Origin of the sequence: Agrobacterium sp. CMT1, assembly GCF_037203725.1 — a bacterium.
Lineage (GTDB): Bacteria > Pseudomonadota > Alphaproteobacteria > Rhizobiales > Rhizobiaceae > Agrobacterium > Agrobacterium pusense.
Genome location: NZ_JBBCAR010000021.1, coordinates 77,979 through 102,199 on the forward strand (window position 1 = coordinate 77,979; position 24,221 = coordinate 102,199).

Consider the following 24,221-nt stretch of genomic DNA (forward strand, 5'->3'; position numbering starts at 1 on the left):
TTTCGTTTTATTGAAGAGCGAACGAAAAACCAATGTCAAGGGATGGTTTAGGCCGACCGTGGGTGGCCGCGTCGACGTCGTGTGTCAAAAATTTGCGCCGGGGCGGCGCGTGGTCCGTCATCGAGCTATCAGAACGGGCAGAAGGATCTCCTTTGCGTCCATCACGGACAGCGCCGGGGAAGCGGCGCGGAACGCATCGCCAATGCCGATCAGAACGGGCTCGTTTACCCCCAGCCGCTCGATTGCCGCAGACAGTTGCGTGAGTGTGCCGCACCAGCGCTGCTCATTCGCCCGGGTGACGGAAACCACGACGGCAACGGGCGTCGAGGCGTCCATGCCGTGGGCGAGCAAGGAGGACTGGATTGCCGCCGCGGTTCGCCCGCCCATGTAAAAAACCGTGGTTACGGCGGGGTCGGCAAGCGATGTCCAGTCAATATTCTCCGGCAGCTTTCCCTGACGGGAATGGCCGGTGATGAAGCGCACTGACTGGGCGTGGTCGCGATGGGTCAGGGAAATGCCGAGGCGGGAGGCCATGGCGCTTGCCGCGGTGATGCCGGGCACGACATCGACGGGAATGTTTTCAGCCGCCAGCGCGGCGATCTCCTCACCGGCGCGCCCGAAAATCATCGGATCGCCGGATTTCAGGCGCACCACCCTCTTTCCCGCCTTTGCAAGCCGGATCATCATGTCGTTGATATCTTCCTGCCTGCAGCTTTCGCGGCCGCCGCGCTTGCCAACCAGCATGCGCTTGGCCTCCCGCCGCGCCAGCTCCAGCACCTCGGCTGAGACAAGATCGTCAAACAGGATGACATCTGCCGCCTGCAGGGCGCGCACCGCTTTCAGCGTCAGCAGTTCGGCGTCTCCAGGGCCGGCGCCCACAAGCGTCACCCGCCCCCCAACCTCGCAAGCCTGCATTCCGGTAGCCATCAGCAATCGTTCTTCGCTCTCTTCGTCCAGCCTTTCGGTAAAGGCCCGATCGACGAATTTCTCCCAGAACAGCCGCCGGGACGGACCTGGCGTCAGCCGCAGGTTAACCCGCTCACGGATGGTCCGGGCAAGCGCGCCCCAATCCCTGAGCGAGGGCGGCAGCAATGTCTCAATGCGCCGACGGATAGCCTGAGCCAGAATAGGTGCTGCGCCATCGGTGGAGATCGAGACGACCACTGGCGAGCGATTGACGATGGAGCCGAACTGGAACTGGCAGAATTCCGGCTTGTCGATGACGTTGACGGGAACACCCGCCGCCCGCGCAGCGGCATGAAAGGCTGCCGCCTCCGTATCCGTTTCGCAATCCGCCAGCGCCAGTTCCGCATTGGCGAATATGCCACTATGCCAGCGCATGGCATGGAAATGCAGGCGAGTGCTTCTGACAACGAGCCCTGCAAATGTCTCGGACAGGTCACCCCTCTCACAAAAGACATGCAATTCCGCGCCGCAGGCCAGCAACAGCTCCGCCTTCCAGGCGGCCCCATCCGATCCGCCCGCCAGCACCACGCGCTTGCCCTCAAGCCCCCAGAAAACCGGCAGCTTGGCGAGTTTCTCCATACGGGCCGGTTCATTCCGCTGCGGTTTTAAGGCATCCATTGATGACCCCCTTGATTTCGGCGCGGCACGAGCCGCAATTGGTGCCGGCATTCAACACCTTGCCGATGGCTTCGACGCTATGGCAGCCATCCCGGACTGCAGCCGTGATCTGGTTGACGCCGACATTGAAGCAAGAGCAGACCGTGGCCCCCGGATCGGGACGGCCGGCTCCGGGGCGACCGGCGATCAGCGCAAACCGCATTCGCAGATCCTCATGGCGCTCGGTCAATTGTAAAATCGCCCAGTTGCGTGCAACAGCCACCGGCCGCCTTGCGATGAACAGCGCCGCCAGCAGTATATCGCCATCGAAAAAGGCAAGGCGCAGATCGCCGGTTTGCCGGTCGCTATAACCCAGCGGCTCGATCCCGGCGTCGATGCCGAAGACCTGTCGTGCCCAGAGCGTCCAGTCCTGCGGCTCTTCCGCAAAGGCAAGCTCCATGCGATAGCCGCCATCCGCCTTTGCAATCGCCCAATAGGCGCAGTCCGGCGCATCGGGCCGGGTGCGGGAAATGGCGAAACCGTAAGCCTTCGCTTCGAAACGTCTTGCCCTCACGCCCGTGTTTTTCGAGGCGGGCTGGCCGGAATAAGGGTCCGTGACCGGGGCCACAACCATATCGATCCGCGCCAGCGAGGCGAACTGGTCGTTCCAGTGCATCGGCGCGAACACCGACCCGCGCGCCTGCCTTTCGCTGATCAACGCCCGCAGCAGAACCTTACCATGTGGACTTTCCAGCTCTACCAGATCGGCGCTTTCGATGCCCAGCGCCTGTGCATCGCGCGGGTGAAGCTCGGCGAATGGCTCGGCGATATGGGCGGTAAGGCGTGCGCTTTTGCCGGTGCGGGTCATGGTATGCCACTGGTCGCGAATGCGCCCGGTATTCAGCGTCAGCGGATAGTCCGCCGACGTTCTGTCCACCTCCGGCAAGGCTGTGACGATGAACCGCGCCTTGCCATCGGCGTGATAAAACCGGCCATCTGCGAAGAAACGCGCCGTGCCGGCGTCACCTGCCTGCGGTCTTGGCCATTGGAAGGGCGCCATCCCGTCATAGACTTTCGGGTCGACGCCACTGATGTCGAAATCGCGACTGCCCAGATTTTCGAAGCCAGACAGAGCCGCATGTTCGGAGAAAATCTCCGACGCGTGCCGGAAGGCAAAGGCTGCGCCGAAACCCATGCGCCGGCCCACTTCCGCCATCTGCCACCAGTCCGCTTTCGCTTCACCGGGTGCATCGAGAAAACCGCGCTGGCGGGAAATGCGCCGCTCGGAATTGGTGACCGTGCCGTCTTTTTCCCCCCAGCCAAGCGATGGCAGAAGCACATGGGCATGGCGCGCCGTATCGGTCTTGTCCATGACATCGGACACCACGACGAATGGACAGGCCTTGATGGCCGCTTCGACAGCACCGGCGTCAGGCATGGACACCACTGGATTGGTTGCCATGATCCACAGCGCCTTGATGCGGCCATCGGCCACGGCCCGAAACATATCAACGGCCTTGAGGCCGGGTTTTTCCGCAATGGCAGGCGAGGCCCAGAAGCGCTGCACGCGATCACGATCCCCGGCACTTTCGATGGCCATATGGGCGGCCAGCATGTTGGCCAGCCCGCCGACCTCGCGCCCGCCCATGGCGTTCGGCTGACCGGTCAGCGAAAACGGTCCCATGCCGGGCCTGCCGATGCGACCGGTCGCAAGGTGGCAATTGATGATAGCGTTGACCTTGTCGGTGCCGCTTTGCGATTGGTTGACGCCCTGGCTGTAACAGGTGACGGTTTTTTCGGCGCGTTCGAACAATTCGTAAAAGGAAATCAGTTCGGCAATCGTCAGCCCGGTGGCCTCAGCGATATCAGGCAGGCTATATTCGGTTGCTGCCTGCATCGCGGCATCAAAACCGACCGTGTGATCTTCCACATAGACGTGATCGACTGCAGGACTACCGGAAAGGTGCGCCAGCAGGCCGGTAAACAGCGCCACATCTCCATCCGGGCGGATGGCGAGGTGCATATCGGCAATATCGGCGCTCATCGTGCGACGCGGATCGATGACAACGACTTTCATTTCCGGCCGTGCCGCCTTTGCCGCCGCTAGCCTCTGGTAGAGAACGGGATGGCACCAGGCGAGATTTGAACCGGTGAGGATCACCAGATCGGCAAGCTCCATATCCTCATAGGTGCCCGGCACCGTATCGGCCCCGAAAGCGCGGCGATGGCCGGCGACCGAGGACGACATGCAGAGCCTTGAGTTGGTATCGATATTGGCCGAACCGATGAAACCTTTCATCAGCTTGTTGGCGAGGTAATAATCCTCCGTCAGCAATTGGCCGGAGACGTAAAAGGCGACCGAATCCGGGCCATGTTCGGCAATGGTGTCGGAGAAGCGGGAAGCGACGAGATCAAGCGCTTCGTCCCATGTTGCCCGCTTGCCATTGATCTCAGGGTAAAGAATGCGTCCTTCAAGGTCGATGGTTTCGGCGAGAGCCGAGCCCTTGGAGCACAGCCGGCCGAAATTGGCGGGGTGGTCCTGATCGCCTCTGATGGAAACGATGCCATCGTCGTTGACGGTGGCGATGACGCCGCAGCCGACGCCGCAATAGGGACAGGTGGTTTTGGTTTCAACGGGCATGGGTTTGCCCTCTCAGTGTGTGGCGGTTACGCCGCCTCAACGTGTGGCGCTTACCCCCCTCTGCCCTGCCGGGCATCTCCCCCTCAAGGGGGGAGATCAATCGCGGCACAAACTTCCATTCACAACTGGCGTCGTCGCCGGTGGAGAGGGAACGAGGAGCCCTCCGCTTGTCGATCTCCCCCCTTGAGGGGGAGATGCCCGGCAGGGCAGAGGGGGGTAAAGCCACCGCCATCGCAATTCACTCCGCCGCAATCATCAGGGTTTCGAGCGCTATCGAAAGCCTTCCATCCAGATTACGCAGCGGAATGGTCCTCACCTCGCCCTCATCCGCCCCCAAGGCCTTGCCGGTTTCCAGCGAAATGACCCAATTATGCAAGGGACACGTCACCGAAGCGCCATGCACGATGCCCTGGCTCAGCGGCCCGCCCTTATGCGGGCAATGGTCCTCGATGGCGAAGACCTGATTTTCCGCTGTGCGGAACACAGCGATCTTGCCCATCGGCGTTTTTACGCACCGTGCGCCGCGCAGTGGGATGTCGGAGATGTCACCAATATCGATCCAGTTGACGTCCATCGTTCTCACTCCGCTGCCTCGCTGAAACCGATTGCCGCCATGGGCCTGAATTCGTGCTTGTCGTGGCCGGACACACGCTCGGACCAGGGATCGACCTGCGCGATTTTCTGGCTGAAGACGAAGCGTTCGAAATAGGCCCGACGCTTCTCCGCATCATTCATGATCTGGCGACGAACCTCGTCGTAGCCGATGCGCTTGGCCCATTTGTAGATGCGCTCAAGGTAGCGCGCCTGCTCACGGTACATTTGGGTGAGCGCCACGATATGCTCCAGCGCCTCATCCTCGGTTCTGACAAGACCCAGAACCTCCGTGCCCTTGATATCGAGACCGGCGGCGCCGGCGAAATGGATTTCGAACCCGGAATCGACGCAGATGACGCCAATATCCTTGCAGGTGGCCTCGGCGCAGTTGCGCGGACAGCCTGAAACAGCAAGCTTCAGCTTGGCGGGTGTCCACGAGCCCCACATGAATTTTTCAATGCGGATGCCAAGCCCGGTGGAATCCTGCGTGCCGAAGCGGCACCATTGCTGGCCGACACAGGTCTTCACGGTGCGCAAGCCCTTGGCATAGGCCTGGCCGGAAATGAACCCGGCCTTGCCGAGGTCGGCCCAGACCGCCGGCAAATCCTCCTTCTCGATGCCGAGAAGGTCGATGCGCTGGCCGCCCGTCACCTTCACCATCGGGATTTCGAACTTGTCGACCACATCGGCAATCGCCCGCAGTTCGGAGGAGGAGGTGACCCCACCCCACATACGCGGCACGACGGAATAGGTGCCATCCTTCTGGATGTTGGCGTGGACGCGCTCATTGATGTAACGCGACTGATAGTCATCGGCATATTCGTCCGGGAAATCGCAGACGAGGTAATAGTTGAGCGCCGGCCGGCATTTCGCACAGCCGCAGGAGGTTTTCCACTCAAGCTCCTGCATCACAGCGGGAATGGTCTTAAGACCCTTGGCCTTGATGAGACGGCGTACATCGTCGTGGCCGAGATCGGTGCATTTGCACATGGGCTGCACGGCAGCGGGGTTATAACTGTCGCCGAGCGTCAGCGTCATCAGCTGTTCGACGAGGCCGGTGCAATTGCCGCAGGAGGCGGAAGCCTTGGTGTGGGCGCGCACATCATCCAGAGACGTCAATCCCTTGGAGGTGATGGACGAGGTGATCTTACCCTTGCAAACGCCGTTGCAGCCGCAGATTTCCGCATCATCCGGCAAGGCTGCAACGGCCGCCATAGGGTCCAGCGGCGACCCTCCCTGATAGGCATGACCGAAGATCAGGGTCTCACGCATGGCAGAAATATCGGTGGACTTCTTCATCAGGTCGAAGAACCACGATCCGTCCGACGTCTCGCCGTAAAGCACCGCGCCGATGATGCGGTTTTCCTTGAGGATCAGGCGCTTGTAGACGCCGGCCGTGGCGTCTCGCAGCACGATTTCCTCGCGGTCGTCGCCTTCTGCGAAATCGCCGGCGGAAAACAGGTTGATGCCGGTAACCTTGAGCTTCGTGTTAGTGACGGAGCCGTGATATTCGGCCGAACCGCCGCATAGGCGGTCAGCCAGCACCCGGGCCGATTCATAAAGCGGTGCAACCAGCCCGTAGCATATGCCGCGATGTTCCGCGCATTCGCCGAGCGCATAGATCGAGGCGTCCGACGTCATCATGCCATCGTCAACGACGATACCGCGATTGACGGCAAGACCGGCTTCCCTGGCAAGACCGGAAGCGGGACGGATACCGACCGCCATCACCACCATGTCGCCTTTGATGATCCTGCCGTCTTCCAGTTCGATGCCCTCGACCTTCTCCTTGCCAAGAATGCATTTGGTATTGGCCTTGGTGATGATGTCGATGCCGCGCTCGGTGAGCGCCTTCTCCAGAAGATAGGCCGCTGCCGGATCAAGCTGACGCTCCATGATCGTCGGCATCAGGTGGATGACGGTGACGTCCATTCCCTGACGCTTGAGACCATAGGCGGCTTCCAGCCCGAGAAGCCCGGCGCCGATGACAATGGCGCGGCCCTTTCCTTCTGCGATCTCCAGCATCTTCGTCACATCACCGAGATCGCGATAGGCGAGCACGCCGGGCAATTGATGGCCGGGGACGGGAATGATGAAGGGCAGAGAACCGGTGGCGATCACCAGCTTGTCATAGGAAGCCGTAATACCGTTTTCGCTGGTGACGGTCTTTTTGTCCCGATCGATACCGGTGACTTTCGCACCCTTGTGCAGCGTCACATTATTGGCCGCATACCAGTCGTCATTGTGGATGACGATGTCCTCGAAGCTCTTTTCGCCTGAAAGCACCGGCGAGAGCATGATGCGATCGTAATTAACGCGCGGCTCAGCATTGAAAATGGTGACATCGTAGAGGCCGGGCGCGGTTTCGAACAGGTTTTCCAGCATGCGCCCCGGCGCCATGCCATTACCGATGATGACGAGTTTCTGCGTCATGGTCGTTACTCCGCGGCTTCGACGAAGCGGTGACGTTCATAAAGGAACTTCAGCACGGCCTCGCGGCATTTGAGGTAGGTCTTGTCGGATGCAAGCTCGATACGGTTGCGCGGGCGTACCAGCGGCACCTCGAGCACTTCGCCGATGTGAGCTGCGGGACCGTTGGTCATCATCACGATACGGTCGGAGAGCAGCACAGCCTCGTCCACGTCATGGGTGATCATGACCATGGTGTTGCCGAGCCGGGCGTGGATTTCCATCACCGCGTCCTGAAGATGGGCGCGGGTCAGCGCATCCAGCGCCCCGAAAGGCTCGTCCAGCAGCAGGATTTTCGGCTCCATGGCGAGCGCCCGGGCAATGCCGACACGCTGTTTCATGCCGCCGGAAATTTCCGAAGGCTTTTTGTCTTTCGCGTGCCCCATCTGAACGAGATCGAGATTGCGCATGACCCAGTCATCCCGCTCGGCCCGTGTCTTGGTATTGCGGAAGACCTTCTCGACAGCGAGATTGACGTTTTCATAAACCGAAAGCCACGGCAGCAGGCTGTGGTTCTGAAACACGACGGCGCGTTCAGGTCCGGGTTCGTTGACCTCCCGGTTTTCGAGGAGCACGGCACCGGCGGAGACTTTCGTCAACCCGGCGATGAGGTTCAGCATGGTGGATTTGCCGCAACCGGAGTGGCCGATGACCGAGACGAATTCACCCTTTTCGATAGTGAGGTTGATGCCTTTCAGCACCTCGGCGCGCGAGCCGCCCTTGTCGAAATATTTGTCGATGTGATCGAGCTTGAGATATGCGTTCATAGTTATCGCCCTTTCAGTTGGCCGCAGCGCCGCGGGTGATGACCTTGCCGAGCGCCGCCACTAGCTTGTCGAGCATGAAGCCGACGACGCCGATGTAGGCGAGTGCCACGATGATGTCGGGCAAGCGCGAGGAATTCCAAGCGTCCCAGATGAAGAAGCCGATGCCGACGCCGCCGGTCAGCATTTCTGCCGCCACGATCGCGAGCCATGAAAGGCCGATGCCGATGCGCAGGCCGGTGAAGATGTAGGGTGCCGCCGAAGGCAGCATGATCTTGAAGAAGAATTCCAGCTGGTTCAGCCGCAGCACCTGCGCCACGTTACGGTAGTCCTGCGGAATGTTGCGCACGCCGACTGCGGTATTGATGATGACCGGCCAGATGGAGGTGATGAAGATCACGAAAATGGCCGACGGATTGCTGTCCTGAAAGGCGGCCAGTGAAAGCGGCAGCCAGGCGAGCGGCGGCACGGTGCGCAGCACCTGAAAAATCGGATCGAGCCCGCGCATCGCCCAGACCGACTGGCCGATGACAGCCCCGAGAATGATGCCGGCGATGGCGGCAAGACCGAAACCGTAGGCCACCCGCTCCAGCGAGACCAGCACGCGCAGGCCGAGACCTATATCCTGCGAGCCGTTATGGAAGAACGGCGATACGATGAGATCGTAGCTCTCCTCGAAAACCTGGCTCGGCGGCGGCAGGGAGGCGCCGGGGGCGGAACAGAGCAGCTGCCAGACAGCAAGCAGAATGGCGAGAACGACAAACGGCGGGATGATGTTGCGGGCCGCTACCACCCCCCATTTGCGCAGATCAATCCGCGGCGACTGTTTCGGCGCAAGCGCCACGACATTTGCCTTCTTCGCTGCCTGCTGCTGCGGCTCTTCGTTGAATTTTCGGGCCAATGCGGACATGGGCATTTCCTCTTGATGTCGGTTGCGGTCTGGGCTCGCCCCTCACCCGGTCTTCAGCCGCACCGGTTGGGAAGCGCGGCCGGCGGATGAAGGGCGACGCCCGGGTCTCCTCGTCAGGAGGCCGCCTTGATGGACAGGCTCTCGAGATAGGCCGACGGGTTTTCCGGGTCGAAGACCTTGCCGTCGAAGAAGGTTTCCTTGCCGCGCGAGGTGGAAGCGGGCAGATCGGTTACGCCGAGATCCTTGGCGGCAGCGCGCCAGATATCCTCTCGGTTCACCTTCGCAACCAGCGCCTTCACATCGGTGTCGGGCGCGAATTTGCCCCAGCGGATGTTTTCGGTGATGAACCAGCTGTCGTGGCTGTGGAAGGGATAGGAGGCATGGTCCTGCCAGAACTTCATCTGCAGGCCGGTATTTTCGAGCACGCGGCCGTTGCCGTAATTGATATTGCCCTTCAGGCGGCCAAGTACATCCTTCGGCGGCACGTTGAACCACTGGCGTTTGCCGAGGATGGTGGACATTTCCTCCTTGTTCGCCATCTCGTCACACCACATCTGTGCTTCAATGACCGCCATCAGCAGCGCCTTGGTGGCGTTGGGGTTCTTTTCCACCCAGTCGGCGCGCATGCCGAGCGCCTTTTCCGGATGGCCCTTCCAGAGTTCGCCTGTCGTACAGGCAGTAAAGCCGATGCCCTGATTGACCAGCTGCTCGTTCCAGGGCTCGCCCACACAGAAGACGTCCATGTTGCCAACCTTCATATTGGCGACCATCTGCGGCGGCGGAACGACGATGGTGGAAACGTCCTTGTCGGGATCGATACCGCCGGCGGCAAGCCAATAGCGGATCCAGAGATCATGCGTGCCGCCGGGGAACGTCATCGCGGCCTTGATTTCCTTGCCTTCTACCTTCTTCTTCTCGAACGCCGCCTTCAGTTTGGAGGCATCGAGTTGAACGCCGGTATCTGCATATTCCCTGGCGACGGAGATGCCCTGGCTGTCGAGGTTCAGGCGGGCGAGGATTGTCATCGGCACCGGCACATTGTTCTGGGTTACCTTGCCCGTATGCATCAGATACGGCATCGGCGTCAGAATATGCGCGCCGTCAATACCGTTCGAGGCGCCGCCGAGCACCAGATTGTCGCGCGTTGCGCCCCATGACGCCTGCTTCAGAACCTCGACGTCAGGCATGCCATGCTTGGCGAAGAGGCCCTTTTCCGCGGCGATAACGAGCGGTGCGGCGTCGGTGAGCGCGATAAAACCGATTTTCGCACCTTTCACTTCCGGCTCAGCGGTTGCCGCGAATGCACCGGATGGAAAGGCCACGCGTACGGCGCTGACAAGGGCTGCCGCGGCTGTCGTCTGCAGTATCGTGCGGCGGCTGACATCGCCGGAGAATATCTTTTTCATTCGCATGTTCCCCTTATTGGGCCACCTTTTCGGGTGACGTTTTCGCTTGCGAAAAAACCGGAAAATAAAAAAACGCCGCTCGGTGTTTGCGCCTTCGGAACGGAGGTGTTCCGGGCAGCAAAACCTTGCGACGTCTATGTCTTTGAAAGCGCCTATGCCGCGCCCTGCTTGCTCCGATCGCCGTTGACCGGTGCGAAAAACAAAAAGCAAAAGGCGTGCCAGTTTATCGAGATCGAATTAAATCGCTGAAAATAAATAAGTATTTCAGAAGATGAGCTGTGCGATTAAACTTTAATCAGAGATTTTCTTGGCTTGCATTTGGGCAATGGAGAAATCCCGCGCTTGAATTTTATGCAGCTTGACCAGCTTGGGGACCGTTTATGCCTCACCGGAAGCGTGAGAAACAGCCGTAGATGTACGTACTGAAAATTTCTTCACATAGCCTTCTATATCGGCGGGATCGAATATGAGGCCATCTACGAAACGATCACCTTCTTCCTGCCCTTCGACACGGATATCGGCATCATCAGGTGCATTGGCGTCGCCCAGCACCGCCCGGTAAATATCCGGCCGGTAGGAAGACAAGGCGGCCGCCACACCTTTACGAGAAAATTCCGCCTGCCCCCAGCGGATCATCTGGCTGTAAATCCACAAAGCCTGACTTTGCCGGGGATAATTCGCATGGCCGCCATGAAAGGTGAAATATTTGTCGATCACGCGCCTATTCCCCCGGCTATCAATGCTGAATTCACCGGCAAGCACACGACGGATAATCGCCTCAGGCGCTCCGATGTAACGCGGATCGGCAAGGGCCCGGCTTAGTTCATCGTGATTTTCTGCAAGGTCGCACCAGCGCGCGGCCGCATCAAGCGCCGTCAGCAGCCGTCCGACCGTTTCTTGTTGGTTTTCCGCCCATTCGGGCCGCATGCCGATGACCTTTTCGGGTGCGGAAGGCCACAGGTCCTGCTTGGCGGCAACGATCCGGCCGACACCGCGTTCGGCGGCGACGATATTCCACGGCGCTCCAACGCAGAAACCGTCAATCGCTCCCGCAGCGAGCGCATCCGATGTCAACGGCGGCGGCACGACCACAAGCTTGACATCGTTATCGGGGTGAATGCCACCAGCGGCAAGCCAGTAGCGAAATTCGTAATTATGCGAGGAAAACGGGTAGGTCATGCCAAGCGTCGGTGGTGGCTCGCCGCGGGCACGCATATCATCGAGCACACGCTTCAGCGCCTCGGCATTTTCGAGCGCTCCCGCCGTTTCGGAAAGTCCGGTCACGGCCTTCATGCGGTCAAACAGGCGAGTCGAAAGCGTGATCGCATTGCCGCCGCGTCCGAGTGAAAAAGGCGTAATCGTCGGCGAAGGGTTGGAACCGAGCCCGAGCATGGAGGCAACGGGCATTGGCGACAGCATATGGGCAATGTCGAATTGCCGGAACGCCAGCCGGTCACGCACATTTGCCCAGGAAACGTCTTTCACGAGATCGAGCGTAATGCCCTCGCGTTCTGCAAAGCCGAATTCGGCCGCTGCGATAAGAACCGATGCGTCAACAAGGGGTATAAAGCCAGCACGCAGGATTTTCTGCCGGTCACTGCCGACCCTTGCCGGTGCGCCCGGGGCTTTCGTCGCTCCGCTGTCTGGTCCTGCGGTTTGTTCCGGTGCCGCCATGTTATTCACTCCACGCTGTCCGGCTGGTCTTCGTCACATCAACAGACCGGCCGCGGTGACCACGCTTTGCGCGATCTCGGAAATCTTCTTTTTCTCGTTCATTGCCGTTTGCCGCAGAAGTGCAAAGGCCTCTTCTTCGGAAAGGCCGCGCATCTTCATCAATATGCCTTTGGCGCGTTCGATGACCTTGCGCTCCTCAAGCGCCGATTTCGCATCGGCCAGCTCCCGCTGCAGGCGGCTGAAAGCATTGAAGCGGCTGACCGCCATATCGAGAATCGGTTTCACACGCTCTTTCTTCAACCCGTCCACCACGTACGCGGAGACACCGGCCTCGACGGCCGCCTCGATGGAGGCGGTGTCGGAACGATCGACAAACATGGCGATTGGCCGGCCAACCGTGCGGGTGAGCTGAAACAGATGCTCCATCATGTCACGATTTGGATTTTCAAGATCGATGAAAATGACATCAGGCTGCAGCGTCTCGATGGTGCGCGCCACCCCGTTCACCTCGTGGATGACGGTAACGCGCTGATAGCCCGCCTCGCGCAGGCCCTCCTCTATGATGGAAGCGCGGATCGCGTTTTCGTCGATAACGAGAATTGTCAGGTCGCGAAGCGTCATGCCAGCATTGATGACGCAGCGCAGCAAACTTGGCAATCGCCCTGATCGGCAAAAGTGAAACAGTACGGCACGAGATGTTTCGCCGCCGCCGCCCGCTATGTCAGGAGGCGTGTTCCACGGCACGTTCCAGCGCTTTCAGGACCGTACGCTCTGAAAGATTGAGATAGGTGTCCATCTCGTCGCCCGCTTCCTGCGCCTTGCCTTCCTCCATCAGTGACAGGATCTTGCTGTTCATGTCGACAAATGGAGAATGAAGCTGTTCGGGATCTTTCAAGAGGCCGAAACACAGCCGGAGTTCAGCGGCGATGCGCTCGTAAAAGTCGCTGATCCGGGCACTGTCGAGGAGATCAACGACAGCGGCATGAAATTTCATGTTGGCGCTGCCCACGCCCAGCCAATCAGCAGCCTCACGCTTTACCTTCGCATCCTCGACCGCTGCCCGCATCGTTTTGATCGCGGGGTGCTTGTGCCAGGCCTGACGTAATGCTCCACACTCGACCATGCGCCGCACCCGGTAAATATCGATGACCGAGGACATGGTGGGGACTGCGACGAACACACCGCGATTGGCCTCATGACGCAGAAGCCCGTCCTTGGTCAAAAGGCGGAATGCTTCGCGCAGCGAATTGCGGGAGACATCGAAACGTTCACTGAAGGCTGCCTCTGACAGGCGCTGACCCGGCGCCAGCTCACCTGATATCAGCAGGGTACGAATACCCTTGGCCAATCGATCCGCAAGCGGCAGACCCTCTATCGTTTCCGTCATGGCGCTCCTTTCCTAAGAGCAATGCAGCATCGGGAATTCCGTGACAGGCATGTTCGGACACGGCATGTTCTGCCCATAGCACAAAGCATTAGCAAAGCACGAAAAAAACATGCTGAATTCATGCGCATAACGTCCAACAAATAGACAAAATAAGAGAACGATTATTATTTATTGTTGAACAATATTGACAATTTCGCGGAACACGACAAACTCGCTCTCATAAAGCATCCGCGAGGGGCGGATTGCAAATGGAGCGGAGAAAATCCATGGAGCAGAATAAGCTCACCCCGACTGCCGATCTAAAAATTTCAAAACGCGCATCGCTTCTGGGAGCGATCTTCCTGATGGCCACATCCGCCATCGGTCCGGGATTCATTACCCAAACGGCGACATTCACCACGCAGCTGGGCGCCGCCTTTGCCTTCGGCATCCTCGCCTCCATTCTCATCGACTTCGTCGTTCAGCTCAACATCTGGCGTATCGTCACGCTGACGCGCATGCGCGCATCCGATATCGCGAACGCTGCCATTCCCGGTTCCGGTTATCTTCTGGCCATCCTCGTCATTGTTGGCGGTCTTTTCTTCAACATCGGCAATATTGGCGGCACCGGCCTTGGTCTCAACGCCATTTTCGGACTTGATCCGAAAATCGGTGGCGCCATCAGCGCTGTCTTCTCCATCGCCATCTTCGTTTCCAAGCGGGCGGGCCTTGCGGTCGACCGGTTCATCATTTTCGCCGGCATCCTGATGATCGTGCTCACGCTCTATGTGGCCTTCGTTTCCGCACCACCAGTGGGCGACGCTTTCCGCCAGACCTTTCTGCCGGACACGATCAATTTTGCGACCATCACCACCATCGTCGGCGGCACTGTTGGCGGGTATATCACCTATTCCGGCGCGCATCGGCTGTTGGATCGCGGCATGGTTGGCATCGAAAACCTGCCGGCCGTCAACCGCGCCGCGCTGACCGGCATCGCCGTCACCGGCGTCATGCGTTATGTGCTGTTCCTCGCCATTCTCGGCGTCGTCGCCAGCGGCGTCGTCATCGACACCTCCAGCCAGGCCGCCAACCCGGCTGCGCAGGCCTTTCGTTCGGCCGCAGGCGATCTCGGCTTCCGCCTCTTCGGCGTCATCTTCTGGGCAGCGGCTATTACCAGCGTCATCGGCGCAGCCTATACCTCCGTTTCATTCCTGCCCGTTTTCAAGCAGGACATGACCGAACGTGCCCGCAACATGGCGACGGTCGTTTTCATCGCGGTCTCGCTCGTCTGCTACCTGCTGATCACGACGCCGCCCGCCGCCATGCTGGTCTTTGTCGGCGGCCTGAACGGCCTCATTCTGCCCATCGGCCTCAGCATCTTCCTGTTTGCCGCATGGAAACGTGAAGACCTGATGGGTGGCCACCGCTACTCGCGTGTTCTGCTGGTACTCGGCGTTCTGACTTGCGCATTGACATGGTACATGGGCTACAAGTCAGCCGGCACCATCTTCGGCCTGCTCGGCCTGTAAGCAAAAACCAAGGGAGGCAAACATGGCCGCTATCGATCTCAACAGCGATCTTGGCGAAAGTTACGGCGCATGGCGCATGGGTGATGACGAGGCGATGCTCGCCATCGTTTCCAGCGCCAACATCGCCTGCGGATTTCACGCAGGCGACCCGGCCGGCATCTACCGCACCGTCAAGGCCGCTGCCGAAAAGGGCGTTGTCGTTGGCGCCCATGTCTCCTATCCTGACCGCGTCGGCTTCGGCCGCCGCGATCTGGACGCCACCTCGGAAGAACTGATTGCCGATGTCATCTACCAGATCGGCGCGCTGAAGGGTGTTGCCGCCGCGGCCGGAACCACGGTGCGTTACGTCAAGCCGCATGGCGCGCTCTATAACCGCATTGCCAATGACGCAAAACAGGGACAGGCCGTCATCGACGGCATCAAGGCGGTCGATCCTTCACTGGTGCTGATGGGCCTCGCCAACGCGCCCATCCTCGATCTCGCCCGCAAGTCCGGTCTTGCCGTCGTTGCCGAAGCTTTTGCCGACCGCGCCTATACGCCTCAGGGCCAGCTCGTTTCCCGCCGGGAAGCCGGTGCCGTATTACATGACGCGGCAAAAATTGCCGACCGCATGGTGCAGCTTGCCCGCGAAGGCACGCTGGAGGCGATCGATGGCAGTATTATAAAAATCGAAGCGCAATCCATCTGTGTACATGGCGACAGCCCCGGTGCGGTCGCCATCGCCCAGGAAATCCGCCGGCGCTTCGAGGCTGATGGCATCGACATCCGCTCTTTTGCATCCAATCGCTGAAAGGATAGCCGATGACGATACCCACATCCTATCTCAATCACACGGACGCGGACGCCGCCCGCAAGGCCCGCGCCACCTATCGCGGCGGTCTTGTCGCCCCTACCTCCGGCATCGCGCCCGGCTTCACACAGGCGAACATGATCGTGCTGCCGCGCGACTGGGCTTTCGATTTTCTGCTTTATGCGCAACGCAATCCCAAGCCCTGCCCGGTACTCGACGTGTCCGATCCCGGATCGCCAACCACGCTTCTGGCGCCTGGCGCCGATCTCAGGACTGATTTGCCGCTTTATCGCATCTGGCGTGACGGCAAGCTTGTTGAGGAAACCGCTGATGCCACCGCCGCATGGGCTGAGCGCGACGATCTCGTCGCCTTCCTCATTGGCTGCAGCTTCACCTTCGAAACACCGATGGTGGAGGCGGGTATCGAAATCCGCCATATGACGGACAAGAGCAATGTGCCCATGTATCTCACCAACCGCCCCTGCCGTCCGGCCGGTCGGCTGAAGGGCAATATGGTCGTTTCCATGCGGCCGATCCCGGCGTCGCGCGTCGCTGATGCGGCAACCATTTCAGGACGTTTTCCAGCGGTGCATGGTTCGCCCGTGCATGTGGGTGCGCCCGAGGAGATCGGCATTACCGATCTCGCAAAGCCCGATTTCGGCGACGCGGTGCGGATCGAACCCGGCGAGGTTCCGGTCTTCTGGGCCTGCGGCGTCACCCCACAGGCCGCCGTGATGGCATCCGGTGTTCCCTTTGCCATTACCCATGCGCCGGGACACATGTTCATCACCGACATTCCCGACACCGCCTATCACGCGTGAGGATATGATGCGTTTTCTTCCCGTCAGCCTCACCACCATTCTTGTCGAACTCGCCGATCTCGATGAAACGCTGGCGCTTTTCGCCTCGCTGCAGAACGATCCCATCGAAGGCATAGAAGAGACGGTGCCGGCTGCCCGCACGCTGATGATCCGGTTCCGGCCCGAGAAGATCGGCTCCGAAGCGCTGGCTGCGCAGCTTGCGAGCCGCGATCTCTCGGCAAAGATCGCGCCATCGGACAATCTTGTAGAAATCCCCGTCCGTTATAATGGCGAAGACCTCGCCGATGTTGCCGGACTGACCGGAATGAGCGTCGAAGAGGTTATCCGCCGCCATACCGAAAGCGAATTCACCGTGGCCTTCTGCGGCTTCGCCCCCGGCTTCGGTTACCTTGTCGGCGGCGATCAGGCACTGCATGTGCCGCGCCGGCAGAGCCCGCGCACCCGTATTCCGGCCGGCTCCGTAGCATTGGCCGGTGCTTTCAGCGGCGTCTACCCACAAAACAGCCCCGGCGGCTGGCAGATCATCGGCACCACGCCGGTGAAGATGTGGGACATCGACCGTGAGCCTGGTGCGCTTTTCCAGCCGGGTTACCGGGTGCGTTTCTTCGACATGGACAAGGCCGGCAGAAGAGTCGACATTCCAGCCCCGACACAGCGCGAAAAGGGGCAAACAAAGGACGGCCCGCATTTCGAGGTGCTCGCCGCGCCGATGCCGGCAATTTTCCAGGATCTCGGCCGCTTTGGCCAGACCGGACAGGGCGTATCGGCCTCTGGCGCGCTGGATCGCGGCGCGTTCAACGCCGCAAACCGTATCGTCGGCAATCCGGTCAATACGCCGTGCCTCGAACTGACGCTCGGCGGTTTTTCTTTCAGGAGCACGAGCCGAGCAGTCATTGGCACAGCCGGCGCCCCCTGCCCCATCACCATAACGGCAGCAGATCGCAGTTTCTTGGCAAAGGCGCATGCACCGGTTTCCCTTGAGGCCGGTGATGTGGTCACTTTCGGCCAGCCGCCGAAAGGTATGCGTTGTTATCTTGCGGTGCGCGGTGGCTTCGATGTCCAGCCGGTGCTCGGCAGTTTCGCGACGGATACACTTGCCGTTGTTGGCCCGGAGCCGGTCGGTGCAGGCGCCATCCTGCCGCTTAAGGGTGAGACGTCCGGCCTTTCCAGCGTATCGATCAACGAGGTTCCGGCTTTCGAGCCGCCGGCAACGGGCGAGATCGTGACACTGGATGTCGTTCTCGGGCCCCGAACGGACTGGTTCACGCAGAGGGGTATCGAGACGCTGACTGGCCAGCTCTGGCAGGTCACCCCACAATCGAACCGGGTCGGCATTCGCCTCTCAGGCGACGTGCCGGTGGAACGCAAGGACAGTGCGGAGCTTCCGAGCGAAGGCACGGCAACGGGCGCGATCCAGATTCCCCATAGCGGCCAGCCGGTTCTTTTCCTTGCCGATCACCCGCTGACCGGAGGTTATCCCGTCATCGGCGCGGTAGCGGAATATCATCTCGATCTTGCCGGGCAGGTCCCGGTCAACGCCAAAATCAAATTCCGCCCGATCGGCCCCTTTGCCGAAATCGCGGCCAAAAACATAGAATTCCGAGGAGAAAAGCGATGAAAAAAGTGCTGATTGCCAATCGCGGCGAGATCGCGGTGCGCATCATCCGCGCCTGTCGCGATTACGGCCTGCAATCGGTCGCCGTTTATGCCGATCCCGATCAGGACGCGCTTTTCGTCCGGCTGGCGGATGAGGCCTATGCGCTGGAGGGCGTGCGCCCCGCCGAGACCTATCTCGACATTACCAAGCTGATCGCGGTTGCCAAACGCGCTGGCGCGGACGCCGTGCATCCCGGTTACGGCTTTCTGTCCGAACGCGCGGAGTTTGCCCAAGCCGTCATCGATGCCGGCCTGATCTGGATCGGTCCCGACCCTCATGTCATCGAGGCGCTGGGCGACAAGGTCGAAGCACGGCGCATCGCCACCGGCGTCGGCGCACCGCTGGTGGCCGGCAGCGACGGTCCGGTTTCTTCTGCCACAGAAGTCATCGCTTTTGCCGAACAACACGGCCTGCCCGTCGCCATCAAGGCCGCCCATGGCGGGGGCGGCCGAGGTCTTAAGGTCGCATGGAAAATGGAGGAGATCGCCGACCTCTACGAATCCGCCGTGCGCGAAGCAACCGCCGCCTTCGGTCGTGGCGAATGCTTTCTGGAGCGCTTCCTTGACCGGCCGCGCCATATCGAAGCGCAGGTTCTGGCCGATAAACACGGCAATGTGCTTGTTCTCGGCACCCGGGACTGCTCGCTGCAACGCCGGAACCAGAAACTGATCGAAGAGGCCCCCGCCCCCTTCCTGTCCGATGAGCAGCGCCAAAAAATCCATGACGCCGCCAAGGCGATCTGCGCCGCAGCCGGTTATTCCGGCGCCGGCACCGTCGAATTCCTGCTCGGCGTTGACGGCACGATTTCTTTCCTCGAGGTCAATACGCGCCTGCAGGTGGAACATCCTGTCACCGAGGAAACCACCGGCATCGATCTCGTCATTGAACAGTTCCGTATTGCCGAAGGCAAGACGTTGCGTGTCCTTGAAACGCCCGAACCGCGCGGGCACTCCATGGAGTTCCGCATCAATGCCGAAGACCCTGGCCGCGGCTTCCTGCCGACGCCCGGCTCGATCTCGGTTTTCGACGCGCCGTCCGGTCCCGGCATTCGCATGGATAGCGGTGTCGTCAGCGGCTCCGTCGTGCCTGGTGTCTTCGACTCGCTGATGGCGAAGCTCATCGTGACAGGTGTTGACCGAGATCAGGTCCTGCGCCGTGCCCGCCGCGCGCTGAAGGAATTCCGCATCGAGGGTATCGCGACCGTTCTTCCGTTCCATCGCGCCGCGATCGAGACGGACGACTTCATCGGCACGGATGGGTTCAAGGTTCACACCCGCTGGATCGAAACCGATTTTGCCGCCATGCCCGACGCCATGGAGCGCCCGGCACCGGCCGACGATCCTTCCATGACACGAACCTATCTCGAGATTGACGGAAAGCGTGTTTCGGTCGGCCTGCCCAGCATTCTCCTTTCCAGCCTCGGCAGCGTCAACGGCGGCCAGGCGTCCGTTTCCGGCACTGCGGTCGACAGGAACGAGGGTGAAATCACTGCTCCCGTTTCCGGCACCTTGCAGTCCTTCAAGGTAAAAGATGGCGACACGGTCGCGGAAGGTGATCTCCTGGCAATCATGGAAGCAATGAAGATGGAGACGCAGATTGTCGCCACCAGGGCCGGCAGGATCCGCCTGATCGGCAAGGAAGGCGACTATCTTCAGGCCGGCGATAGGGTGCTCGAAATAGCCGGCTAATATTGAAGCGCCGCAACGACCTCATAATCGCAGATCGCGCATCCCCGGTGGCGGAACCCTTTCGTCACCGGGCCGTTTATGGCGCGACCTGCTAACCATCGTGAGGGAAATATGGCCGGACGCACCTTGCTTCAATTCTTCCATTGGTATTATCCGGACGGAGGGAAATTATGGAGCGAGGTGGCCGAGAAGGCCGAAAGCCTTGCCAAAATGGGCATTACCGACGTCTGGCTGCCGCCCGCCTACAAGGGCGCCGCCGGCGGTTATTCGGTTGGATATGACACCTACGATCTCTTCGACCTCGGCGAATTCGACCAGAAGGGCACCGTCGCCACCAAATACGGTGATCGTGGCGCCCTCGAGCATGCGGGCAAGACGCTGAAAGAGAATGGCATTCGTGTCATTCACGACGTCGTTCTCAATCACAAGATGGGTGCCGACGAGAAGGAAAAGGTACGGGTTCGCCGCGTCAATCCCGACGATCGCACGGATATCGACGACGAGGATTTTTCCGCACTCGCTTATACACGTTTCACCTTTCCCGGCCGAGGCGGCGCGCATTCCAAATTCATCTGGGACCAGAAATGTTTCAGCGGCGTCGATCACATCGAAGAGCCGACCGAAGACGGCATTTTCCGGCTCGTCAACGAATATGGCGACGGTGAGTGGAACGAGGAAGTCGACCAAGAAAACGGCAATTTCGACTATCTGATGGGCGCGGACGTCGAGTTTCGCAATCGGGCCGTCTATGAAGAGCTCAAATATTGGGGCCGCTGGCTTTCCGAGCAGGTCCAGGTGGACGGCTTCCGTCTGGATGCCGCGAAACATATTCCGGCATGGTTCTTCCGCGACTGGGTCGGCCATATGCGCGAGACTATTGACCCCGATCTTTTCGTCGTAGCGGAATATTGGCACCCCGATCTTGAGGCCTTGAAGAGCTATCTCGAACTCGTCGACAAGCAGCTGATGCTTTTCGATGTCGCCCTTCACCACAGCTTCCACGACGCGTCGAAACAGGGCGGTGGTTTTGACATGCGCAGCATTTTCGATGGTGCGCTTGTTTCCGTCGTTCCCGATCACGCCGTCACGCTTGTCGATAACCACGACACCCAGCCCTTGCAATCGCTGGAGGCTCCGGTGGAGCCCTGGTTCAAGCCCCTCGCCTATGCAATCATATTGCTGCGTGAAAACGGCGTGCCTTGCGTTTTTTATCCCGATCTGTTCGGCACGAGCTATACCGACACGGGTAATGACGGCAATGAGTACAAAATCGATATGCCGGCCATCGAATGCCTGCCGAAGCTCATAGAGGCGCGCAGCCGTTTCGCCAATGGCGTACAGACGGACATTTTTGATGACCCGAACTGCATCGCCTTCATTCGCCATGGCACCGCCGATGCGCCGGGCTGTGTCGTGGTGATGTCGAATGGCGAACCGGCGGAAAAGCATGTCGATCTCGGTCCGGATCATGCAAGGGCGGTCTGGCGCGACTTCCTCGGGCACCGTCAAGAGGAGATCACCCTCGATGAGAGCGGCAAGGGCGTCTTCCCCACCAACGGCGGCAGTGTCAGCGTTTGGGTGCCAGCCGAATCCGGGTGAGCAACAAGGCTAACGGTCCGAAAATTATGCTCACTCTGCCGAAACGAGGCGGCGCGGACCTGCGCCGTTATCGGCGAGAACATCGTTCGGATTGCGCAACGGACAATCATCCAGCGAAAGGCACCCGCAACCGATACAGCCGGTAAGCTGGTCGCGCAGCATGATCAGGTTGTTGATGCGAAGCTGGAGCATTTCCCGCCAGGATTGGGAGAACCTGCGCCAGTCGGCTGTTGTCGCCACCCGATCCTGCGGCAGGTCGGCCATTGCGTCCCTGATGATGCTCAGCTGTATACCCGCCCGCTGCGCAATGCGGATGATGGCGATGCGCCTCAGAACGGCGCGATGATAACGGCGTTGATTGCCGGCGGTGCGCCAGCCCTCGATCAATCCCTTCGCCTCGTAAAAATGGATGGTGGAGACGGCGATGCCGCTGCGGCGGGCAACCTCTCCCACCGTCAGGCTGTGTTTGAGTATGGTATTTTCCATTCTGGCTCCTGCTTCCGGACCGATTTCCGCTCGGAAACGCGGAAACACAACGAAGAGCAGCCGGTATAATTCCTCAACCATAGTTGAGGTCAATAGACAACGGTCAAAAAAAGAGGCGCCCGATGGCGCCTCCGAATTTCGCGACTATGACTGGATCAGAACTTCGCTGTCATGCTGATCCAGAAACGACGGCCTTCCATGACGGTGTTGAAATCGTCGTTGCCGACATCCTTGTCGAAGACGTTGTAGACGGCGGCATTGAGATCGACATTTTCGGCGACCGCATATTTCGCGCCGATATCCAGCGTGGTGTAGGCGTCATATTTTCGACCGGCCTTGCCGTTGATCGTCACCGGCGTGCCGTTCGTGCCGATGCGCGGGCCGGCATTGATTTCCGATCCGTGGTAATTCAGCGAGGCCCAGGCTTCCAGACCATCGATCGGTGTCACCCAGTCGCCGCGCAGATTGGCCATATGCTCCGGTGTCCGCGCCAATGGAAAACCTTGGTAATCACCGGTCTTCTGTTCGGAATGCGTATAGGTATAGTTGCCGCGCAGCGTCAGTTCCGGCGTCGCGTACCAGGTCGCCGTCAATTCCACACCCTGAATGACCGCATCGTCGATATTGTAATTATACCAGAGGCGGTAGTTGCGGTCTTCGCTCCAGCGGACAGGCGTTCCATCGGGATTGAGCACCAGCGCGTTGGAAATCTTGTCCTTGAAATCGGTGTAGAAATAGGTGGCCCCCAGAGCGACGTCACCATTCTCCCAAAGTGCCGCCACTTCGTAACTCGTGCTTTTTTCCGCTTCGAGGTTGGGATCGCCGATGATCACACCGCAGGTGCCGCTCGGACCATAGGTGCAACCGCCCCCACCTGTCGTATAGGCATAACCCGGCGCGATCTGACGGATTTCCGGTGCGCGGAAACCGGTGGAAACGCCGCCCTTGATGGTCAGCTCTTCCGTGGCGCTCCAGACGCCATATAGACGCGGGCTGAAATGGTTGCCGTATTTTTCATGGTTATCGAGGCGAAGCCCGCCCGTCAGCGCGAAGTTGTCAACGATGCGCCACTCATCCTCAAGGAATAGAGCCCATTGCGTGGCCGAAAACGTCTCGTCCCGGCCGGTACGGCGGCCCGGGTTCTGGTCCGTCAGCCGTGCCTCAAAATATTGGCCGCCCGTGACCAGTGTGTGGTTGCCGAAAAGCTCGAAAGGCGTGGTGAACTTGCCATCGAGCACGGTATTGCGCACCTCCGGCGAGCGTGCATTTTCAGTCACGCGGCCGGTTCGGATGTTTCTGGTGAAATTGGTGCGTTCCGCCCATTCCTGCTGCAACGAGAATTCGGATGTGGTCGGTCCCCAGCGGCCGGTGTGCGAGAGTGACCAGTGGTCACGCGTGTTGATGTTGTAGGTGCCGTCGCTATTGGCCGCGAGCGATTCGCCAGGCTCGGCGCTACGGCGCAGCCTTGTCTTGCCACCTTCGAGATAGATGTCGTGATCTTCGTTCGGCGTAAACGTCAGGCGGCCGTTGAAATCATATTCCTTGGCGCCGGTGGTCCCGCTCAAAATGCGGTCTTCGCCGCGCGTGAAGCCCCTGCCCCAGAGCTGCAGACCAAGCTGATCCTTGAGGATCGGACCGTTCGCATACCAGGAGACCTGGCCGCTGTTGCCGAATTTCGAATGCTGTTGAACCGTGCCCTCGGTGGTGACGGAGCCCGACCAGACGTCGCCGACCTTGCGGGTGATGATGTTGATCACGCCGCCCATGGCATCCGAGCCATAAAGCGAGGACATGGGACCGCGCACCACTTCGATACGTTCGATCGCCGAAACCGGCGGCACGAAGCTCTGTTCGAAGCCGGAGTTGCCATTCGTGCGGGCATCGCGCGTGCTCTGCCGCTTGCCGTCAACGAGGATCAACGTATAGGCGCCCGGCAAGCCGCGGATGAAAACATCCTTTTCGTTGGCGATCCCGGTGACGGACACGCCCTGCACTTCGCGCAAGGCGTCAGTCAGGTCGCGATACGCCCCCTTTTCCAGATCCTCCCGTGTGACGACGGTGATGCTGGCCGGAGCGTCTTTTACATTCTGCTCGAAACCGGACGCGGTGACGACGATCTGCTCAAGAACAGTGGTATTTTCGGATGCCTGCTGCGCAAAAGCGGGCAGAGCAATATTTAACGCGGTTCCCGCCATTGCTGCCGAAAAAGTAGTCTTTATTGTCATCGAAGCCTTTTTGCAGCCCCGGTACTTCAATTCCATGTT

General features: G+C 60.0%; 19 protein-coding genes. 7 read left to right on the plus strand and 12 right to left on the minus strand.

All coding sequences use genetic code 11. From position 1 onward, the window contains the following. Window positions 1-117 precede the first annotated feature (117 nt). The 7 genes from cysG to WA845_RS25005 all read right to left on the minus strand — a co-directional run bounded on the left by cysG (window position 118) and on the right by WA845_RS25005 (window position 10,347). Complete coding sequence (cysG, locus tag WA845_RS24975; protein ID WP_162719216.1) at window positions 118-1,584, minus strand: siroheme synthase CysG; 1,467 nt, start codon at window positions 1,582-1,584, stop codon at window positions 118-120. Then, on the minus strand, window positions 1,556-4,204 hold the full coding sequence (locus WA845_RS24980; protein ID WP_112555190.1) for a nitrate reductase: 2,649 nt from the start codon (window positions 4,202-4,204) through the stop codon (window positions 1,556-1,558). Before WA845_RS24980 ends, cysG begins: the two co-directional genes overlap by 29 nt. A gap of 238 nt (window positions 4,205-4,442) precedes the next feature. Further along, window positions 4,443-4,778, minus strand: a complete 336-nt coding sequence (gene nirD / locus WA845_RS24985; RefSeq protein WP_112557237.1) for a nitrite reductase small subunit NirD — start codon at window positions 4,776-4,778, stop codon at window positions 4,443-4,445. Window positions 4,779-4,783: 5 nt separating this feature from the next. Next, window positions 4,784-7,231: a nitrite reductase large subunit NirB gene (nirB, locus tag WA845_RS24990; protein ID WP_112557235.1), complete on the minus strand. Its 2,448-nt coding sequence runs from the start codon at window positions 7,229-7,231 to the stop codon at window positions 4,784-4,786. Window positions 7,232-7,236: 5 nt separating this feature from the next. Continuing rightward, window positions 7,237-8,034, minus strand: coding sequence for an ABC transporter ATP-binding protein (locus WA845_RS24995; protein ID WP_112557233.1), 798 nt, complete (start codon window positions 8,032-8,034; stop codon window positions 7,237-7,239). 13 nt (window positions 8,035-8,047) lie between these two features. Next, window positions 8,048-8,941: a nitrate ABC transporter permease gene (gene ntrB, locus WA845_RS25000; RefSeq protein WP_112557231.1), complete on the minus strand. Its 894-nt coding sequence runs from the start codon at window positions 8,939-8,941 to the stop codon at window positions 8,048-8,050. A gap of 113 nt (window positions 8,942-9,054) precedes the next feature. Beyond that, window positions 9,055-10,347, minus strand: a complete 1,293-nt coding sequence (locus tag WA845_RS25005; protein WP_006699923.1) for a CmpA/NrtA family ABC transporter substrate-binding protein — start codon at window positions 10,345-10,347, stop codon at window positions 9,055-9,057. Window positions 10,348-10,380: 33 nt separating this feature from the next. On the opposite strand from WA845_RS25005, the gene WA845_RS25010 reads away from it, so the two are divergent. After that, on the plus strand, window positions 10,381-10,596 hold the full coding sequence (locus WA845_RS25010) for a hypothetical protein (protein ID WP_112557229.1): 216 nt from the start codon (window positions 10,381-10,383) through the stop codon (window positions 10,594-10,596). A 129-nt stretch (window positions 10,597-10,725) separates the two neighbouring features. Here the strand turns inward: WA845_RS25010 and WA845_RS25015 are convergent, their stop codons facing one another. The 3 genes from WA845_RS25015 to WA845_RS25025 all read right to left on the minus strand — a co-directional run bounded on the left by WA845_RS25015 (window position 10,726) and on the right by WA845_RS25025 (window position 13,408). Further along, window positions 10,726-12,021 carry a CmpA/NrtA family ABC transporter substrate-binding protein gene (locus tag WA845_RS25015; protein ID WP_112557227.1) on the minus strand — a complete coding sequence of 432 codons (1,296 nt, stop codon included), beginning with the start codon at window positions 12,019-12,021 and terminating at the stop codon, window positions 10,726-10,728. 33 nt (window positions 12,022-12,054) lie between these two features. Beyond that, window positions 12,055-12,642, minus strand: coding sequence for an ANTAR domain-containing response regulator (locus WA845_RS25020; RefSeq protein ID WP_006699921.1), 588 nt, complete (start codon window positions 12,640-12,642; stop codon window positions 12,055-12,057). 100 nt (window positions 12,643-12,742) lie between these two features. After that, window positions 12,743-13,408 carry a GntR family transcriptional regulator gene (locus WA845_RS25025; RefSeq protein ID WP_004437233.1) on the minus strand — a complete coding sequence of 222 codons (666 nt, stop codon included), beginning with the start codon at window positions 13,406-13,408 and terminating at the stop codon, window positions 12,743-12,745. Between the two features lie 266 nt (window positions 13,409-13,674). Between WA845_RS25025 and WA845_RS25030 the strand changes: the two genes are divergently transcribed. The 6 genes from WA845_RS25030 (at window position 13,675) to amyA (ending at window position 21,471) form a co-directional block, all read left to right on the plus strand. Continuing rightward, entirely contained in the window at window positions 13,675-14,916 is a 1,242-nt protein-coding gene (locus tag WA845_RS25030; protein WP_006699920.1) for an NRAMP family divalent metal transporter, read from the plus strand. A gap of 22 nt (window positions 14,917-14,938) precedes the next feature. Next, the gene (locus WA845_RS25035; protein WP_006699919.1) at window positions 14,939-15,706 is read left to right on the plus strand and encodes a LamB/YcsF family protein; all 768 of its coding nucleotides are present in this window, start codon (window positions 14,939-14,941) and stop codon (window positions 15,704-15,706) included. 11 nt (window positions 15,707-15,717) lie between these two features. Continuing rightward, a complete protein-coding gene (locus WA845_RS25040) occupies window positions 15,718-16,527 on the plus strand; it encodes a putative hydro-lyase (protein WP_006699918.1) in 810 nt (269 codons plus the stop codon). 7 nt (window positions 16,528-16,534) lie between these two features. Next, window positions 16,535-18,145 (plus strand): 5-oxoprolinase/urea amidolyase family protein, encoded by a 1,611-nt coding sequence (locus tag WA845_RS25045; protein WP_112557225.1) that lies wholly within the window; start codon window positions 16,535-16,537, stop codon window positions 18,143-18,145. Continuing rightward, window positions 18,142-19,872: an acetyl/propionyl/methylcrotonyl-CoA carboxylase subunit alpha gene (locus tag WA845_RS25050; protein ID WP_112557223.1), complete on the plus strand. Its 1,731-nt coding sequence runs from the start codon at window positions 18,142-18,144 to the stop codon at window positions 19,870-19,872. The genes WA845_RS25045 and WA845_RS25050 overlap by 4 nt, the downstream gene beginning before the upstream one ends. Window positions 19,873-19,983: 111 nt before the next feature. Further along, window positions 19,984-21,471: an alpha-amylase gene (amyA, locus tag WA845_RS25055; protein ID WP_037090378.1), complete on the plus strand. Its 1,488-nt coding sequence runs from the start codon at window positions 19,984-19,986 to the stop codon at window positions 21,469-21,471. Between the two features lie 30 nt (window positions 21,472-21,501). On the opposite strand, the gene soxR is transcribed toward amyA, so the two are convergent. Together soxR and WA845_RS25065 are read right to left on the minus strand one after the other, a co-directional pair. Beyond that, a complete protein-coding gene (gene soxR, locus WA845_RS25060; protein ID WP_003584914.1) occupies window positions 21,502-21,957 on the minus strand; it encodes a redox-sensitive transcriptional activator SoxR in 456 nt (151 codons plus the stop codon). A gap of 155 nt (window positions 21,958-22,112) precedes the next feature. Next, a complete protein-coding gene (locus tag WA845_RS25065; protein ID WP_112557221.1) occupies window positions 22,113-24,218 on the minus strand; it encodes a TonB-dependent receptor plug domain-containing protein in 2,106 nt (701 codons plus the stop codon). Window positions 24,219-24,221 lie beyond the last annotated feature (3 nt).

Coding starts and splice junctions, on each gene's coding strand:
- cysG (WP_162719216.1), bottom strand. CDS start 1,584: ATGGATGCCTTAAAACCGCAGCGGAATGAACCGGCCCGTATGGAGAAA.
- WA845_RS24980 (WP_112555190.1), bottom strand. CDS start 4,204: ATGCCCGTTGAAACCAAAACCACCTGTCCCTATTGCGGCGTCGGCTGC.
- nirD (WP_112557237.1), bottom strand. CDS start 4,778: ATGGACGTCAACTGGATCGATATTGGTGACATCTCCGACATCCCACTG.
- nirB (WP_112557235.1), bottom strand. CDS start 7,231: ATGACGCAGAAACTCGTCATCATCGGTAATGGCATGGCGCCGGGGCGC.
- WA845_RS24995 (WP_112557233.1), bottom strand. CDS start 8,034: ATGAACGCATATCTCAAGCTCGATCACATCGACAAATATTTCGACAAG.
- ntrB (WP_112557231.1), bottom strand. CDS start 8,941: ATGTCCGCATTGGCCCGAAAATTCAACGAAGAGCCGCAGCAGCAGGCA.
- WA845_RS25005 (WP_006699923.1), bottom strand. CDS start 10,347: ATGAAAAAGATATTCTCCGGCGATGTCAGCCGCCGCACGATACTGCAG.
- WA845_RS25015 (WP_112557227.1), bottom strand. CDS start 12,021: ATGGCGGCACCGGAACAAACCGCAGGACCAGACAGCGGAGCGACGAAA.
- WA845_RS25020 (WP_006699921.1), bottom strand. CDS start 12,642: ATGACGCTTCGCGACCTGACAATTCTCGTTATCGACGAAAACGCGATC.
- WA845_RS25025 (WP_004437233.1), bottom strand. CDS start 13,408: ATGACGGAAACGATAGAGGGTCTGCCGCTTGCGGATCGATTGGCCAAG.
- WA845_RS25030 (WP_006699920.1), top strand. CDS start 13,675: ATGGAGCAGAATAAGCTCACCCCGACTGCCGATCTAAAAATTTCAAAA.
- WA845_RS25035 (WP_006699919.1), top strand. CDS start 14,939: ATGGCCGCTATCGATCTCAACAGCGATCTTGGCGAAAGTTACGGCGCA.
- WA845_RS25040 (WP_006699918.1), top strand. CDS start 15,718: ATGACGATACCCACATCCTATCTCAATCACACGGACGCGGACGCCGCC.
- WA845_RS25045 (WP_112557225.1), top strand. CDS start 16,535: ATGCGTTTTCTTCCCGTCAGCCTCACCACCATTCTTGTCGAACTCGCC.
- WA845_RS25050 (WP_112557223.1), top strand. CDS start 18,142: ATGAAAAAAGTGCTGATTGCCAATCGCGGCGAGATCGCGGTGCGCATC.
- amyA (WP_037090378.1), top strand. CDS start 19,984: ATGGCCGGACGCACCTTGCTTCAATTCTTCCATTGGTATTATCCGGAC.
- soxR (WP_003584914.1), bottom strand. CDS start 21,957: ATGGAAAATACCATACTCAAACACAGCCTGACGGTGGGAGAGGTTGCC.
- WA845_RS25065 (WP_112557221.1), bottom strand. CDS start 24,218: ATGGAATTGAAGTACCGGGGCTGCAAAAAGGCTTCGATGACAATAAAG.